This window comes from Mesorhizobium quangtriensis (genome assembly GCF_040081925.1).
Taxonomy (GTDB): domain Bacteria; phylum Pseudomonadota; class Alphaproteobacteria; order Rhizobiales; family Rhizobiaceae; genus Mesorhizobium_K; species Mesorhizobium_K quangtriensis.
Map to the genome: position 1 here is coordinate 717,278 of NZ_JBEBMF010000003.1, position 14,924 is coordinate 732,201.

A 14,924-nucleotide genomic window follows, 5' to 3' on the forward strand; every position below is an offset into this window, starting at 1 on the left:
GTCAGACGGCCCCCGCCTTGCCGGCTTCGGCCTTCATTCCCGATGTTCCCACGATGCGGACGCGGTAGTGGATCAGCGTGTCGCAGGCGAGCACGAAGAAGAGCAGCATGCCCTGGAAGGCGCGTACCGCCTTGTCGGAGACGCCGATGGCGATCTGCGCCGACTCGCCGCCAAGATAGGTAAGCGCCAGGATGATGCCGGCGGCGACGATGCCGAGAGGATTCAGCCTCCCGAGGAACGCTACGATGATGGCCGTAAAGCCGTAGCCGATCGATATCTTCTCGTTCAGGTGCTCGATGGGACCGGCGGCCTCGCAGATGCCGGCAAGCCCGGCGAGCGCGCCGGAAAGCAGGAAGGCGAAGAAGACGACCTTGCCGGAGGAGAAGCCGGCAAAGCGCCCTGCCCTCGGGCTCTGTCCCAGCACCTTCACCTCGAACCCCTTGAGAGTCTTCGACAGCATGAACCAGACGAGGACGGCCGCGACCAGTGCGAAGACGAAGCCCCAATGGGCGCGGCCCGCATCCGGCCAGATCTGCGGCAGGATGGCCCATTCGCTGAAGCGGATCGTGCCGGGGAAGCTCATGCCCTCGGGATTGCGCCAGATGCCGCGCACCAGCCAGTCGTTGAAGAGCTGCGCAACATAGACCAGCATCAGGCTGGTCAGGATTTCGTTGGTGTTGAACCTTACCTTGAAGAAGGCGGGTATAGCAGCATAGGCCGCGCCGCCGGCCATGCCGAGGATCAGCATGAGCGGCAGCACGATCCATGAATGGAAGCCTGGAAACATGACCGGAATGAAGGAGCCGACGATAGCGCCGACAATGAACTGGCCTTCCGCGCCGATGTTCCAGTTGTTGGAGAGGTAGCAGACCGAAAGGCCGACCGCGATCAGGATCAGCGGGGCCGCCTTGATGGCCAACTCATGCAACTGCCACCGATTGCTGGGGTCCCAGATGCCGGTCAGCGGGTCGATGAAATAGTAATAGAGCGCATCGACCGGGTTCTTGCCCAGCACGGAGAACATGATCGCGCCGGCGATCAATGTCAGCCCGAGCGCCATGAATGGCGAAAGGGTAGAAAAGAGCACCGAATGTTGCGGGCGCCTGACGAGTTCGATCCGCATCAGACGCTCTCCAGACCGGGGTCGGCATGGCCGGGCTCGGCGCCGCCCATGAGGAGGCCGATCTTCTCGAACGTCGCCTCGGCGCGCGGCAGCGGTTTTGACAACTCGCCATTGTGCATGACGGAGATCGCGTCCGAAATCTCGAACAGTTCGTCCAGATCCTGGCTGATCACCAGCACCGCAGATCCCGACCGCGCCAGTTCGATCAGCGATTGCCTGATCTTGGCCGCGGCGCCGGCGTCAACGCCCCATGTCGGCTGGTTGACGACCATCACCGTCGGGCGGCGATCAAGCTCCCGGCCGATGATGAATTTCTGCAGATTGCCGCCGGAGAGTGCGGCAGCTTCAGGGTCGCGCGCACTCTTCCGGACGTCCATCTCCTGAATGATGCGCTGCGTAGCCGCGTCGATGGCGCTTTCCTTTACGAAACCGGCGGGGCCGAGGAAGGCCTTGCTGTCGGTGGCGTAGCGGGACAGGAACAGGTTTTCCGAGAGCTTCATGCGTGGCGCGGCTCCGTGGCCAAGCCGTTCTTCGGGGACAAACGCTGCGCCGAGCAGCCGGCGGCCGGTGATGGAGAGTCTTCCGGCGTCTTTGCCACGTATGCGGATCGTGCCGGCATCCGGCTGCATGGCCTCGCCCGACACGGCCTCGAAAAACTCGCCCTGCCCGTTGCCGGCCACGCCTGCGATGCCGATGACTTCGCCTGCCCTGACATTGAGCGAAATGTTCTTCAGCGCCATGGAAAATGGCGTCGCCGGCTTTCGGCTCAGGTTCCTGACCTCGAGCAGCGCCTCGGCCGTCTCGATGCCCTCGACCGGCGCGCGTACGACCGCATGAACTTCGCTACCCACCATCATGCGCGCCAGCGAGGCCGCCGTCTCCTGGCGGGGGTCACAATGGGCGACGACCTTGCCGTGGCGCATCACGGTGGCCGCATCGCACATGCGCTTCACCTCTTCGAGGCGGTGCGAGATGTAGAGAATCGACTTGCCCTCGGCGCGAAGCCGCTCCAGCGTCTCGAACAGCTTGTCGGCTTCCTGCGGCGTCAGAACCGATGTCGGTTCATCGAGGATGATGAGGTCCGGCGTCTGCAGCAGGCAGCGGATGATCTCGATGCGCTGACGCTCCCCGACAGAAAGGTCGCCCACCAGCGAATAGGGGTCAAGCGGCAGGCCGTAGCTGTAGGACAACGCCTGCGCCTTGGCGGCAATCGTCGAGATCGGCGTCTGGTCGTCCAGCGACAGCGCAATGTTCTCGGCCGCCGACAGCGCCTCGAAGAGCGAGAAGTGCTGGAACACCATGCCGATGCCGAGCTTCCGGGCCGCGTTCGGGTTGGCGATCTTGACCGGCTGCCCGTTCCAGCGGATTTCGCCGGAGTACGGCTCCAGCGAACCGAAGAGCATCTTCACCAGCGTCGACTTGCCGGCGCCGTTTTCGCCGAGCAATGCATGAATCTCGCCCTTGCGAATGGTCAGGTCGACCGCGTCGCAGGCTTTCAGCGTCCCGAATATCTTCGTAAGGCCGCGAACCTCAAGCAGGTTCGCCGCGGCGGTATCAGCACTCACCGTGCCTCCCGGTCATTAAGCCAGTTATATTCTTTTGTTCCCGTGGGCATCGTAGCCGCCGTCCTGCTGCAACGCAAACTAGGACGAGCCTTGAAAGATTTTCAAGTTTTTCGAGGGCAACGCGACTGATTATTCACGGAATCAGAATGGTTGTCCCGGTCGTCTTGCGGCCTTCGAGGTCGGCGTGCGCTTTCGCGGCATCTTCCAGAGCATAGCGCTGGTTGATCCGAACCTCGACCTTGCCGGAGAGGACGACATCGAACAGCGCGGCCGCGCCTCTTTCCAGATGCTCGCGCTTTGCGGTGTAGGTGAAAAGGGTCGGTCGGGTCGCGAAAAGCGAGCCCTTCTGCGCCAGCATCGACAGGTTGAACGGCGGAATCGGGCCGGAAGACTGGCCGAAGCAGACGAACATGCCGAGCGGCCGGAGGCAGTCCAGCGAACCGGGGAACGTGTCCTTGCCGACGGAATCATAGACCACGTCGCACATCTTGCCGCCGGTGATGTTCTTCACCTCGGCCACGAAATCCTGCTCGCGGTAGTTGATCACATGATCGTAGCCGTGGGCGCGAGCCAGCTCCACCTTGTCCGCAGAGCCAGCGGTGCCGATTGTGTTCGCGCCGAGATGCTTGGCCCATTGGCCGAGTATAAGGCCGACGCCGCCCGCAGCGGCATGGCAGAGAAGCGTGTCGCCCGGCTTTATCGGGAACGTGCGCCGAAGCAGGAACTCGGCGGTCATGCCCTTGAGCATCATGGCCGCCGCCATTTCGTCCGATATGCCGTCTGGTACCTTCACCAGCCTGTCGGCCGCGACCACGCGTTCTTGCGCATAGGCGCCGATCGCCGTGAAATAGGCGACACGGTCACCCGGCCTGAGCCAGTCGACACCCTCGCCCACCTCGACGACCGTCCCCGCGGCTTCGGCGCCCGCGACCAGCGGCAGGCCGTTCGGGGCTGCGTAAAGGCCGGTGCGGTAGTAGGTGTCCAGGAAATTGAGCCCGATTGCGGTTTGTCGGACCAGAGCTTGGCCGAGTCCGGGTGTGCCGGGATTGTCATCCTCCCAGGAAAGCACCTCGGGCCCACCATGCGCGTGGATACGGACAGCCTTCGCCATGTGTCAGGCCTTCTGTGTCTCGGGCTTGCCGCCGAGGTTGGGAAACAGCTGCATGACGCCGCCGATGCAGAAAAGGTAGATGCCGGTGACGCCGATGCCGACTTTGGTGAAGGCGCTGACGTTTTCCGCCAGCACGCCGATCTGCGTATAAAACTGCGCCAGGTAGGATTCCGCGAGCGCCAGCGCCCCGAAGGCGCACCACGCCAGCGTCACACCGAGATTGAGCGGCCGCAGGCGCTTGACACGCACCGGATGCAGGAAAAACACCGGCACGAACGTCAGGATGCCGGCAGCGAGCACCACGGCGAAGGACACCCATTCCCCGGGCTCGATGACGAAGAGCGTGAATACCACCATGTTCCAGACGACGGGGAACCCCTTGAAGAAGTTCTCCCGCGTCTTCATGCCCGTGTCGGCGTAGTAGACCGCGCTCGACACGACGATGATCGCTGCCGAGAGGAAGGACAGTCCCTCGCCCATCAGCCCGAACTGGTAGAGCGCGAAAGCGGGAATCAGGACGTAGGTGACGTAGTCGATGATGTTGTCGAGGAGTTCGCCCGACCAGGTCGGCAGAACCTCCTTGACGTCCAGCTTGCGCGCGATCGGACCGTCGATGCCATCGACGAAGAGTGCAAGCCCGAGCCACCAGAACATTGCTGTCCAGCGCTCCTCGCTGGCCGCCACGAGGGACAGGAAGGCCAGGAACGAGCCCGATGCGGTCAGCAGGTGGACCGAGAAGGCGCGCGCCTGCGGCCATGTGACTTTCGTTCTGGGTTTCAACAGCCGCCCGGACCCCCGTTGTGTGTCGACCATGCGGCCGGCGAGATGGTCGGTGACAGTAATAGCACGCCTGCGATCGGCACAAGCCATGTTGTGCCGCAATCCAACCACAACCGCTCCGGCCCGGGTGGCGTCCGACGGTCGCATTGATCGAAACGGCCGGCCTGCCTATAGCTGTAGTATGGAAAATGAGAGCAAGAGCGACCGATCGGTCATCGTGGCGGGCACGGGTCCGGCCGGCCTGATCGCTGCGCTGGCGTTGGCCGACATCGGAGTGCCAGTCAAGCTGGTTGGCCCCCCTGCCTCATCTTCGGACGGACGAACCACAGCGCTGATGACACCTGCGCTGGCGCTTCTGGACAGTCTAGGCGTGCTTTCTTCGCTGGAGCCGCGCGCGGCTCCGCTGAAGGTGATGCGGATCGTGGACGCCACGCGGCGTCTCTTTCGTAGCCCGGTCGTGACGTTCCGCGCCGCCGAGATCGGGGAAGAACGCTTCGGGCTGAACATGCCGAACCGTGTTCTGAACGCCGTTCTCGAAGCCGCAGTCCTGGCCCGTCCGACAATCCACTGGCGTCGCGCGTTGGTGGAAGTCTGGTCGATCGGCGATGAACAGGCGTCCGCGAAGCTGAGTGACGGCTCGACCGTCGAAGCATTGCTGGCGGTCGCCGCCGACGGCCGACTGTCGCCCGCGCGGGACGCAGCCAGCATAAAGACGTCGGGCCGCACCTATCCGCAGGCGGCGCTCGTCCTCAATTTTTCGCACACACGCGGGCATAGCTTCATCTCGACCGAATTCCATACCGAGACCGGTCCCTTTACCCAGGTTCCCCTGCCCGGCGATCGCTCGAGCCTCGTTTGGGTGCTCAAGCCAGAACAAGCTCGGGAGCTGTCCGAAGTTTCTGATGACGTTCTGTCCGCCTTGGTCGAAGAGAAGATGCAGTCGCTGCTCGGGCGCGTGACCGTCGAGCCAGGCCGACAGGTCTATCCGCTCGGCGCGACGCTTCCTGCACGCTTCGCGCGGAACCGGGTCGCGCTGGTGGGCGAGGCCGCACATGTCTTCCCGCCGATCGGCGCCCAAGGCTTGAACCTTGGTGTTAGAGATGTTCGTGATCTTGTTGATGTAATTGAAAAATGTGGCGGCGATATCGGATCGAAGGCCGTACTCGACGCGTACGATCGTCGAAGAAAGCCGGACGTGGTCGCGCGGTCGGCTGCGGTCAACTTGCTGAATGTCTCGCTGTTGTCCAGCATGCTGCCGGCCCAGCTGGCCCGTAGCTTCACGCTCGGCGCAGTTGGCGGTTTTGCGCCGCTCCGCGCGCTCTTCATGCGCGAGGGGCTCCAGCCGGGCAGTGGCCTTGCGCGCGTCTTCGGCGATCTACGGGAACAGGTCGGGCGGTAGCATCCCGCTGGTGATCAGGTAGATCAGGCCCGTCACTGTTGCGACCGAGAAGCAGGTAGTCAGCAGGATGCTGGCCGAGGCCCGCTCGACCCAGACGTGGTATTGCTGGGCAAGCACGAAGACGTTGGTGGCCGTGGGCAGCGCCGCCAGAAGCACGGCGGAAAACAGCCAGACTTCCGAGAAATTGCCCACCCAACTCAGCACGACATAACAGACCAGCGGTTGCAGGATCAGCTTGAGGAAGACGATCGGGCCGAGTTCCTTCGGCACTCGCTTCAACGGCCTCAGCGCCAGCGTCACGCCCATGGCGAAGAGCGCGCAGGGCGCGGCGGCGGCCGAAAGATATTCCAGCAGCCGTTCGATCGGCAGCGGCGGCCGAAGGTGAAGATATGCCGCCGCGACGCCCGCCGCGGTCGCGATGATGAAGGGATGCAGGACGATCTTGCGCAGCACGCCAAGCATAAGTTGCGCGGGCGGCTGCTTCTCTCCGCCGGAAAGCGCCATCATCATCGGCGCGACCGCGAAATGGATGATGTTCTCGAAGCAGAAGATCAGCGCGACCGGTACTGCCGCTTCGGGTCCGAACACAAGCAATGCAAGTCCCGGGCCCATGTAGCCGATGTTTCCATAGGCAGCAGCGAGGCTCTTGATGGTCGATTCCGCGATGCTGCTGCCCTCGATCAACCTCGATCCCGCAAACATCAGCGTGAAGATGAAATAGGTCGACAGCACGGAGCCTAGGATGCACGTCAATTCCGTCAGCTGCTCGAACGGCGTCTTCGCCAGCAACTGGAAAAACAAAGCCGGCAAGGCGACGTAGACTATGAAGGTATTCATCCAGCCAAGCGCTTCGACCGGCTGGCGGGTGATGCGCGCGACGAAAAAGCCGAGGAAAATCAATCCGAAGAACGGCAGGACAAGGCCGATGACATCGAGCATTCACAAATTCTTCCAGCCGCCGCGAGGCTCTGTCCGCCTCACAGTTCCCCGTGCGCAAAGCGCATCCGGGATTGAATTGCATGTTGCACTGCGCCAAATATGACGCAAGGCTCGGATCATGAACGACATCAAGACAGCGAAGTTTGCAATCGGCCAGGTGGTGCGCCACCGGCTGTTCCCGTTCCGGGGCGTTATCTTCGATGTCGATCCGCAGTTCAACAACACCGAGGAATGGTACGAAGCGATCCCGAAGGACGTCCGGCCCCGCAAGGACCAGCCCTTCTACCACCTGCTCGCGGAAAACTCGGAGTCGGAATACATCGCCTACGTATCCGAGCAGAACCTGCTGGAAGATGATTCAGGGGAACCTGTGCGGCATCCGCAGTTGCGGGAACTGTTCGACGTCAGGGCGGACGGGCAGTACGCGCCGAAAGTACGCACGCGACACTGACCCTCGAATGTTTCGGACAATAAAAAAGCGGGGCAAGCCCCGCTTTTTTATTGCGTCAGGCAGGCGCGATCAGTTCGCGGCCTTGGCCTTGTCCTGCTCTTCCTTGAGCTTCTTGGCGAAGTCCTCGTTGTTCTTCGCCACGAACTCCTGAAGCTTCTTCTGGCGGTCCTCGATGTCGGACTGCTGCAGCGGTGCACCGTCAAAGGCGGCAGTGAAGCCAGCCAGCGAAACCTTGACCGGATTGGCCTGGTTCTGTGCATTGACGGAGGTCAGTGTGAGCTCGGTGCCCTTCTTGAAGGAGCCTACCAACTGGTCGTTGAGCTGCGCCTCGGCGATGCAACGATCCGGGAAGCAGAGCACGTATTCGAGCTTCTGGGCCTTGCCGCCGTCGATCTGAAGACCGATGCCCGGAGGCACCAGACGGCCGGTCGGCACGGTTACCTGAAAGACCTTGCGGTTCACCTTGCCCTTCAGCTCGAGCAGGCTGATGCCGGTAATGACCTGCCCGGTGTTGGCGGTCATGATGTTCTGCACATTGCAGATATCGACATCTTCCTGCTTGGCGCAGGCCTTGAACCAGCCTTTCGGAATCTGCGGTTGCTGCGGCTGCTGCTGAGCCGCGGCAGGCAGAAGCCCGGCGGCAAGCACGCCCACGACACCGGCGGCCATCACCGAGACACGGTAAGCGTCGGTTTTCAGGCTTGTCATCTCGTTCGATTCCTCTCAACTGATCAGGAAGTGCGGCAAACGCCGTCCATGCGAGCTACCTGTTGGCCAAATGAGGCAACAGGATGACTTTGCCCGCGTCTACACCTCCCCGCCCCCTGAATCCAGTCCGGGCATGGCCAGTGACATCAAATTTCGGACATGCTGAACGGTAGCCGTGTGACGCATGATAGGTTCCGGCAACGAATCAATCCGGCCCCGATCCGGCCAGGAGGCGGAAGATTTCCTATGGCACGCATGCTGATAAGCCTATTCTTGGGCATATATGCGCTACTGGGCGGCGGCATAGCCGCGGCCGAGCCTTCTCACGCTATTGCCATGCACGGCGAGCCGGCGTTGCCCGCCGACTTCGCGCATTTTCCATACGCCAACCCCGAAGCGCCCAAGGGCGGTGCCATCAACTATGCATGGCCGGGAACCTTCGACAGCATCAATCCCTTCATCGTCCAGGGCAGCGGTGCGCGCGGCAGCCTCGACCTCGTCTTCGGCAACAATGTCTTCGAGACGCTGATGATGCGCTCGGCCGACGAACCCTTTTCGCTCTACCCGCTTCTGGCAAAGTCCATCAAGACGGATGACGAGCGGACGTTCGTCGAGTTCACGCTGGATGAGCGTGCGAAATTCTCCGATGGCAAGCCTGTGACGCCGGAAGACGTCATCTTCACCTTCAACCTTCTCGCCGAGAAGGGCTTTCCTCGCTATGGCGTGACCGCCGGCAAGGTCGAAAAGGTCGAACAGGTCGGCACGAATGGCGTTCGCTTCACCTTCAAGCGGCCGGATCGCGAATTGCCCCTGATCCTTGCCCTGTTTCCGGTTCTGCCGAAGCATGCAATCGACGCCGAAACCTTCGACAAGTCGACGCTGAGACCGATGGTCGGCAGCGGACCCTACCGGCTGGAGACGGTAAAGGCTGGCGATTCCCTGACTTTCCGCAAGAACCCCGACTATTGGGCGAAGGACATCCCTTCCAAGCGCGGCTTCGACAATTACGACACGATCACTCTAACCTACTTCCGTGAAGAGAACGCGATGTTCGAGGCCTTCAAGAAGGGGCTGGTCGACGTCTTTCTCGACGAGAACAGCGGTCGCTGGGCCAGCCAATATGATTTCCCGGCCGTGACTCGTGGCGACATCATCAAGGAAACAATCAAGACGAGGTTGCCGTCAGGCATGCTCGGCATCGTGCTGAACACAAGGCAGCCGGTGTTCGAAGACGCCGCGCTGCGTGCTGCGCTGATTGATCTGTTCGACTTCGAATGGGCAAACCGTACGCTGTTTTCCGGCTCCTACACTCGCACACGCAGCTTTTTCGACAATTCGGATCTGTCCTCGGCCAATAGGCCCGCGAGCGAGAACGAAAGGGCCCTGCTCGCACCCTTTCCCGATGCCGTGACGCCGGAAATCCTGGCAAACGGCTGGACGCCGCCGATCTCGGACGGCAGTGGGTTGGACCGCGCCTTCATGCGCGCCGGTTTCGAGAAGCTGAAAAAGGCAGGCTATGTGCTGAAAGACGGTCGTCTTCTCGCGCCAGACGGAAAGCCTGTCGCCTTCGAGATCATGCTGAAAAGCAACGAGAACCAGCAGGTCGCCGTCGCCTACCAGCAGACGCTGGCCAAGCTCGGTATCGAGGTTTCCATCCGCTCGGTCGATGCGGCGCAGTTCCTGCAACGACAGATCAACTACGATTTCGACGCCATGTTCTTCAATTATACGGCGTCGCTGTCGCCCGGCGTTGAGCAGCTTAACAGATGGGGCTCGTCGTCGAAGGAAAAGCCGGGCACCTTCAATTATGCGGGCGTCGCCGATCCCGCGGTCGATGCGATGATCGAGGCGCTGATCAATGCCCGCACCCGCGAAGACTTCGTTGACGCCGTGCGCGCCTACGACCGCGTGCTTCTGAGTGGAGCATATATCGTGCCGCTCTATTTCAAGCCGGAGCAGTGGATCGCCCACTGGAAGCGCATAGAGCGGCCGGATGTCGTTCCATTGCAGGGCGCGCAGTTTCCGACATGGTGGCATGCCGTCAATTGAGAGGTTTGAAATGCCCGAGAAACAGACGATCCAGATCGACGTGGTGTCAGACGTTGTCTGCCCATGGTGTTTCCTCGGGCAGAAGCGGCTGGACGCGGCTATTGCCGCCTCGCCCGGCGTCGATGTCGCAGTCGCCTGGCGGCCTTATCAGCTTGATCCGACGATTCCGGCCGAAGGCATGGATCGCAAGGCCTATATGCGCGCCAAATTCGGCGACAAGTCCCGGTTGCGCGATGCGCATATCAGGCTTGAGGAACTTGGGAAGGCGGTCGGGATCGCCTACGACTTCGACGCGATCAAGGTCGCGCCCAATACGCTCGACGCCCACCGCGTGATTCGCTGGGCCGGGGCGACCGGCCCTGAGGCGCAGAACAAACTGGTCCGACAACTTTTCCGGCTCTATTTCGAAGAAGAACGCAATATTGGCGACCACGCCGTACTTGTTGAGGCGGCTGAAGCGTGCGGAATGGATGGAGCAGTGGTTGGCAGCCTGCTCGCCAGCGACGCCGACCGTAGCGCGGTTACGGAAGAGGCATCGACGGCCTCGCGGATGGGCATAACCGGCGTCCCCTGCTTCCTGCTGGAAGGCAAATATGCCGTCATGGGCGCACAGGAAACGGACACGCTCGCTGACGCCATCCGGCAGATCGCGGATGCCAAGCAACGCGGTGAATTGCCCGCCTGAGGAGTCGATTTTAATAAAATCAATGGGTTAATCGATGCCAGGTCGAGAAAACCCTATTGTTGTCGAACCGTCCATTTGACTTGCCGGCGTCAGAAATCGGGGTTGCCTAAAACTTCGCCAAATCATAAAAGCGGTGCTGGATCATCATATGCCCGGAACCCCTCCGCCACTCCCAAAGGTTAGTCTGACGGCGGACAAAGGTGGCTCCAATCGCAACAGTCGATGCAGGCAGGGTTGATCCCTGAGGATTTCGTCAGGGCGCCCCGGTGGCGCGGGTCCCCTGTCGCAAACGAATACGGCCGGAAGACGAAGGATCCGCGCCGGCTCATCGAGAGCAAAACAAGCTGGTCCGGCCAGGTCGGGCTTAGGTTCAAAGGGTTCCGCTAGGGAAGCAATGGCTTCAAGTGATATCATGGAAAGGTCCGCAGGATACCGCGCCGTTTCGGCCGCGGGCGGCACCGCCATGGCTGAACGCCAGCTCCACGCGGACATAATTTCCGGCATCCCATCAGGCGCGCGGCGCAGGGCTTTTTCCCTGACGCTACGGTCGACGGCAGCCGGAGGGAAAACGCATTATGCCAAACAAGATGCTTATCGACTCCTCCCACCCGGAGGAAACACGGGTTGTCGTCGTTCGCGGTAACCGCATTGAAGAATTTGATTTCGAATCACAGGACAAGAAGCAACTCAAAGGAAATATCTATCTTGCGCGGGTTACCCGCGTAGAGCCGTCGCTTCAGGCTGCCTTTGTCGAATATGGTGGGAACCGTCACGGTTTCCTCGCCTTCAGCGAAATCCACCCTGACTACTACCAGATCCCGGTTGCCGACCGTCAGGCCCTGCTGCGTGCAGAGGCCGAGGAGGAAGAGGACGAGGACGAGGACGGTGAGGAACGCGAGCGCAGCCGCGGCAATCGCCGGCGTCGGCGCGGCGGCCGCAGCCGCGACAAGGGCGAGGACGGCGCCAGGGCAGCAGCGGAATCCGCTACCGAAGCGACTTCCGACGGTGAGCAGTCCGCAGAGGGCATAGAGGTTCTCGGCGATGTTTCTGTCGACGATGTCGTGGAAACCGACGAACCCGCTTCTGCAGGCGTCGAGGCGGCGGAAGACGCGACCGAACCGACGGCCGACGAGGACAGGCCTGAAGAAGGTGGCCCGAAGTCGATCGCAGCCGAGGTCGAGGTCGATGTCATCACCGAAGACCTGCCCGCGCTGGCCGAAAGCCCGGAAAGCGAGAGCGATGCCCGTGGGGTCGTAGAAGAGGTTCACGCCACTCACCATGATGACGAACACGAGCACGAGGTGGAATCGGTCGGGGCCGAGGACGCGCTTGAAGAAGTGCGCAATCGCCGCAAGCCGCCGCGCCGCCACTACAAGATCCAGGAAGTAATCAAGCGCCGGCAGATCCTGCTCGTGCAGGTCGTCAAGGAAGAGCGCGGCAACAAGGGCGCGGCGCTGACCACGTACCTTTCGCTTGCCGGCCGCTATTCAGTGCTGATGCCGAACACCGCGCGCGGCGGCGGCATTTCGCGCAAAATCACCAATGCGCAGGACCGCAAGCGCCTGAAGGAAGTCGTCAGCGACCTCGAAGTGCCGCAGGGCATGGGCGTCATCCTGCGCACCGCAGGCGAAAGCCGCACCAAGGCTGAGATCAAGCGCGACTACGAATATCTGATGCGGCTCTGGGACAATGTGCGCGAGCTTACGCTCAAGTCCACCGCTCCTGCTCTCGTTTATGAGGAAGGCTCGCTGATCAAGCGGTCCGTGCGCGACCTCTACAACAAGGACATCGACGAGATTCTCGTCGCCGGTGAGGAAGGCTACCGGGAAGCAAAAGACTTCATGCGGATGCTGATGCCGAGCCATGCGAAGGTGGTCCAGCCGTATCGCGAGACGACCCCTCTCTTTGCCCGCTTCGGCATGGAGGCCCAACTCGACAAGATGCTGCAGCCGCAGGTGACGCTGAAGAGCGGCGGCTACCTCATCATCAACCAGACAGAGGCGCTGGTTGCGATCGACGTCAACTCCGGACGCTCGACGCGCGAGCATTCGATCGAGGAAACGGCGCTCCACACAAACCTCGAAGCCGCCGAGGAAGTCGCCCGGCAACTGCGCCTGCGTGACCTTGCGGGCCTGATCGTCATCGACTTCATCGACATGGAGGAGAACCGCAACAACCGTGCGGTCGAGAAGCGCCTCAAGGATCATCTCAAGAACGACAGGGCGCGCATCCAGCTTGGCCGTATCTCGCATTTCGGCCTGATGGAGATGAGCCGCCAGCGCATCCGCGCCAGCGTGCTGGAATCGACGATGAAGCCCTGCCCGCATTGCGGCGGGACCGGTCATGTGCGCTCGGATTCTTCCGTTGCGCTGATGGTCGTGCGTGCGATCGAGGAATTCCTGCTCAAGGATTCGCGCAACCACATAACCGTCAAGACGCCCTCGTCGACGGCCCTTTACATGCTCAACCACAAGCGCAGCACGTTGACAGAACTGGAGGCGCGCTTCGGCCTGGCGATCACGATCGAGGTCGATGAAACCGTTGGCGCGCAGCACTACGTTATCACGCGCGGCGCGGTTGCCGAAAAGCCGGTTGGTTTCCAGGAGCATCAGTTCCTGGCGCCGCCCCCCGTCGAGGAAGACGATGACGACGACCTTGTCATCGAGGCCGAGGCTGAGGAAGAAGCGGTCGAGCAGAGGCCGCAGCAGAACCAGCAGCGTCATGCCGAGAACGGCGAGGAAGGCAACCGCAAGCGCCGTCGCCGTCGTCGTCGCCGCGGTGGACGTGATCGCGACCGCGAGCACGACCAGAACGGCGCATCGGACGCCGTAGTAGCTGACGCACCTTCGGTCTCGCCGGCCGAGGCGGAGTTTGCGGCGAGCGAGTCCGACCTCGACGTTGATGCCGAGGGTTCCGAGACCGAAGCGATTGCGGAAGCCGAAGCCGGTACCGCCGTCGTCGCAGACGATGGACAGGCCAAGAAGCGCCGGCGCGGCAAGCGTGGCGGCAAGCGAAACCGTCGCGAAGGCGACGAGCAGGAAGCTGAAGCTGGGACGTCTGACGAGGCTGGCGACGAGGTCGAGGCTGTAGCGGAAGTTTCGATGGAAGAGACTGTCGAAGCCGTGGCGGTCGAGCCCGTCGTGGAAACGGCCGAACCCGAAGAGCCGAAGAAGAAGCCGAAGCGCGCCTCCCGGGCGAAGAAAAAGGCCGCCGAGCCCGAGGAAGCGGCAGCGATCGAGGTCGCCGTTGAGGATACGACGGTTGTGGCTGCAGCACCGGAGGAGCCGGCGGCGATCGTCCCGCCAGTTGCCGAAGAGACCGAAAGCGCTCCGGCCGCAAAATCCAATGGCGAGCCGCCGAAGCCGGTTGTGTCATCCACTCTGTCGGAAGGGCAGGAAAAGCCTGCCGACGACCAGCCCAAGAAGGGCGGTTGGTGGCAAAGGCGCGGCTTCTTCTGAGACCGGGCCGCAATCCGGCGGCCAAGTGAATGTAATAAAAAGGCGCGGTCCAAACCGCGCCTTTCTTGTATTGGCAGAGCCGGTCAGGGCATCTGCGGTTCGAAAACGATGAAGGGCGTGGTCGGTTTGACGCCGGGCTCCACGTAGTCAGGCGCCGGAGCACCCGGCTCGCCGAGCGACTTCACATAGCGGTAGAAAGAGCGCAGTTCGTCTTCCTTCATTCCGTGTACGCCGAACCAGGGCATCGGCGGCCGCGTCTTGAAAGTATGGCCGTACTCGACGAATTCGTCCTCACCCATTTTCGATAGCGTGATGCGCAGGTTGGACGGATAGGTGGTGCCCCAGGGCCCCTTGAAGCCGATGGCACTGCCGCGTAGCGCCCGTTCCGGGTCGATCTGCCCGCCGCTGACGGCGTAGCCGTCGGTATGGCAGTCATGGCAGCCGCCGATGATGGAGATCCGCAAGCCTTCTTCCACCGAAATGTCTTCCGCCAATGCGTACGGAACTGCCGCGATTATCAGGCCCGCGGCGATGACGAATTGTCTCATTCTGCTGGCTCCCTCAATGTCGGCTGAGAAGTCGCTGATCCCGGTAACGGCCGGATGGCGCAGATTACCAGATGCCGTTACGCAAGTGTTGCCTGGAGCGGAGCGGCT

Annotated in this window: 12 protein-coding genes; 5 read left to right on the forward strand and 7 right to left on the reverse strand. The window is 62.0% G+C overall.

Features of this window, described 5'->3' with window-relative positions:
• Position 1 precedes the first annotated feature (1 nt).
• From ABMA32_RS19280 to pcsA, 4 genes are all read right to left on the reverse strand, one after another.
• Positions 2 to 1,123, reverse strand: coding sequence for an ABC transporter permease (locus tag ABMA32_RS19280; protein WP_349015401.1), 1,122 nt, complete (start codon positions 1,121 to 1,123; stop codon positions 2 to 4).
• Positions 1,123 to 2,688, reverse strand: coding sequence for an ABC transporter ATP-binding protein (locus ABMA32_RS19285; protein WP_349015402.1), 1,566 nt, complete (start codon positions 2,686 to 2,688; stop codon positions 1,123 to 1,125). Before ABMA32_RS19285 ends, ABMA32_RS19280 begins: the two co-directional genes overlap by 1 nt.
• Positions 2,689 to 2,821: 133 nt before the next feature.
• On the reverse strand, positions 2,822 to 3,799 hold the full coding sequence (locus tag ABMA32_RS19290) for a quinone oxidoreductase family protein (RefSeq protein WP_349015403.1): 978 nt from the start codon (positions 3,797 to 3,799) through the stop codon (positions 2,822 to 2,824).
• A gap of 3 nt (positions 3,800 to 3,802) precedes the next feature.
• The gene (gene pcsA, locus ABMA32_RS19295; protein WP_349015404.1) at positions 3,803 to 4,612 is read right to left on the reverse strand and encodes a phosphatidylcholine synthase; all 810 of its coding nucleotides are present in this window, start codon (positions 4,610 to 4,612) and stop codon (positions 3,803 to 3,805) included.
• 148 nt (positions 4,613 to 4,760) lie between these two features.
• Here pcsA and ABMA32_RS19300 point away from each other — a divergent pair, with 148 nt between their 5' ends.
• Positions 4,761 to 5,978: a UbiH/UbiF family hydroxylase gene (locus tag ABMA32_RS19300; protein WP_349015486.1), complete on the forward strand. Its 1,218-nt coding sequence runs from the start codon at positions 4,761 to 4,763 to the stop codon at positions 5,976 to 5,978.
• Here ABMA32_RS19300 and ABMA32_RS19305 read toward each other — a convergent pair.
• Positions 5,955 to 6,917, reverse strand: a complete 963-nt coding sequence (locus ABMA32_RS19305) for an AEC family transporter (RefSeq protein ID WP_349015405.1) — start codon at positions 6,915 to 6,917, stop codon at positions 5,955 to 5,957. The two genes, ABMA32_RS19300 and ABMA32_RS19305, sit on opposite strands and share 24 nt — an antisense overlap.
• 127 nt (positions 6,918 to 7,044) lie before the next feature.
• Between ABMA32_RS19305 and hspQ the strand changes: the two genes are divergently transcribed.
• Positions 7,045 to 7,368, forward strand: a complete 324-nt coding sequence (gene hspQ, locus ABMA32_RS19310; RefSeq protein WP_349015487.1) for a heat shock protein HspQ — start codon at positions 7,045 to 7,047, stop codon at positions 7,366 to 7,368.
• Positions 7,369 to 7,437: 69 nt separating this feature from the next.
• Here the strand turns inward: hspQ and ABMA32_RS19315 are convergent, their stop codons facing one another.
• Positions 7,438 to 8,076 (reverse strand): invasion associated locus B family protein, encoded by a 639-nt coding sequence (locus ABMA32_RS19315; RefSeq protein ID WP_349015406.1) that lies wholly within the window; start codon positions 8,074 to 8,076, stop codon positions 7,438 to 7,440.
• A 246-nt stretch (positions 8,077 to 8,322) separates the two neighbouring features.
• On the opposite strand from ABMA32_RS19315, the gene ABMA32_RS19320 reads away from it, so the two are divergent.
• The 3 genes from ABMA32_RS19320 (at position 8,323) to ABMA32_RS19330 (ending at position 14,268) form a co-directional block, all read left to right on the forward strand.
• A complete protein-coding gene (locus tag ABMA32_RS19320; protein ID WP_349015407.1) occupies positions 8,323 to 10,125 on the forward strand; it encodes an extracellular solute-binding protein in 1,803 nt (600 codons plus the stop codon).
• Between the two features lie 10 nt (positions 10,126 to 10,135).
• Positions 10,136 to 10,810 carry a DsbA family oxidoreductase gene (locus tag ABMA32_RS19325; RefSeq protein ID WP_349015408.1) on the forward strand — a complete coding sequence of 225 codons (675 nt, stop codon included), beginning with the start codon at positions 10,136 to 10,138 and terminating at the stop codon, positions 10,808 to 10,810.
• Positions 10,811 to 11,385: 575 nt separating this feature from the next.
• Positions 11,386 to 14,268 (forward strand): Rne/Rng family ribonuclease, encoded by a 2,883-nt coding sequence (locus ABMA32_RS19330; RefSeq protein ID WP_349015409.1) that lies wholly within the window; start codon positions 11,386 to 11,388, stop codon positions 14,266 to 14,268.
• 83 nt (positions 14,269 to 14,351) lie between these two features.
• Here ABMA32_RS19330 and ABMA32_RS19335 read toward each other — a convergent pair whose 3' ends face one another.
• Positions 14,352 to 14,816, reverse strand: coding sequence for a hypothetical protein (locus ABMA32_RS19335; protein WP_349015410.1), 465 nt, complete (start codon positions 14,814 to 14,816; stop codon positions 14,352 to 14,354).
• Between the last annotated feature and the right edge of the window lie 108 nt (positions 14,817 to 14,924).

What these genes read in the sequence shown, in the direction of transcription:
- ABMA32_RS19325 (WP_349015408.1), top strand. Translation starts at nt 10,136, where the DNA reads ATGCCCGAGAAACAGACGATCCAGATCGACGTGGTGTCAGACGTTGTC.
- ABMA32_RS19280 (WP_349015401.1), bottom strand. Translation starts at nt 1,123, where the DNA reads ATGCGGATCGAACTCGTCAGGCGCCCGCAACATTCGGTGCTCTTTTCT.
- ABMA32_RS19300 (WP_349015486.1), top strand. Translation starts at nt 4,761, where the DNA reads ATGGAAAATGAGAGCAAGAGCGACCGATCGGTCATCGTGGCGGGCACG.
- ABMA32_RS19290 (WP_349015403.1), bottom strand. Translation starts at nt 3,799, where the DNA reads ATGGCGAAGGCTGTCCGTATCCACGCGCATGGTGGGCCCGAGGTGCTT.
- ABMA32_RS19330 (WP_349015409.1), top strand. Translation starts at nt 11,386, where the DNA reads ATGCCAAACAAGATGCTTATCGACTCCTCCCACCCGGAGGAAACACGG.
- ABMA32_RS19315 (WP_349015406.1), bottom strand. Translation starts at nt 8,076, where the DNA reads ATGACAAGCCTGAAAACCGACGCTTACCGTGTCTCGGTGATGGCCGCC.
- ABMA32_RS19335 (WP_349015410.1), bottom strand. Translation starts at nt 14,816, where the DNA reads ATGAGACAATTCGTCATCGCCGCGGGCCTGATAATCGCGGCAGTTCCG.
- pcsA (WP_349015404.1), bottom strand. Translation starts at nt 4,612, where the DNA reads ATGGTCGACACACAACGGGGGTCCGGGCGGCTGTTGAAACCCAGAACG.
- ABMA32_RS19305 (WP_349015405.1), bottom strand. Translation starts at nt 6,917, where the DNA reads ATGCTCGATGTCATCGGCCTTGTCCTGCCGTTCTTCGGATTGATTTTC.
- ABMA32_RS19320 (WP_349015407.1), top strand. Translation starts at nt 8,323, where the DNA reads ATGGCACGCATGCTGATAAGCCTATTCTTGGGCATATATGCGCTACTG.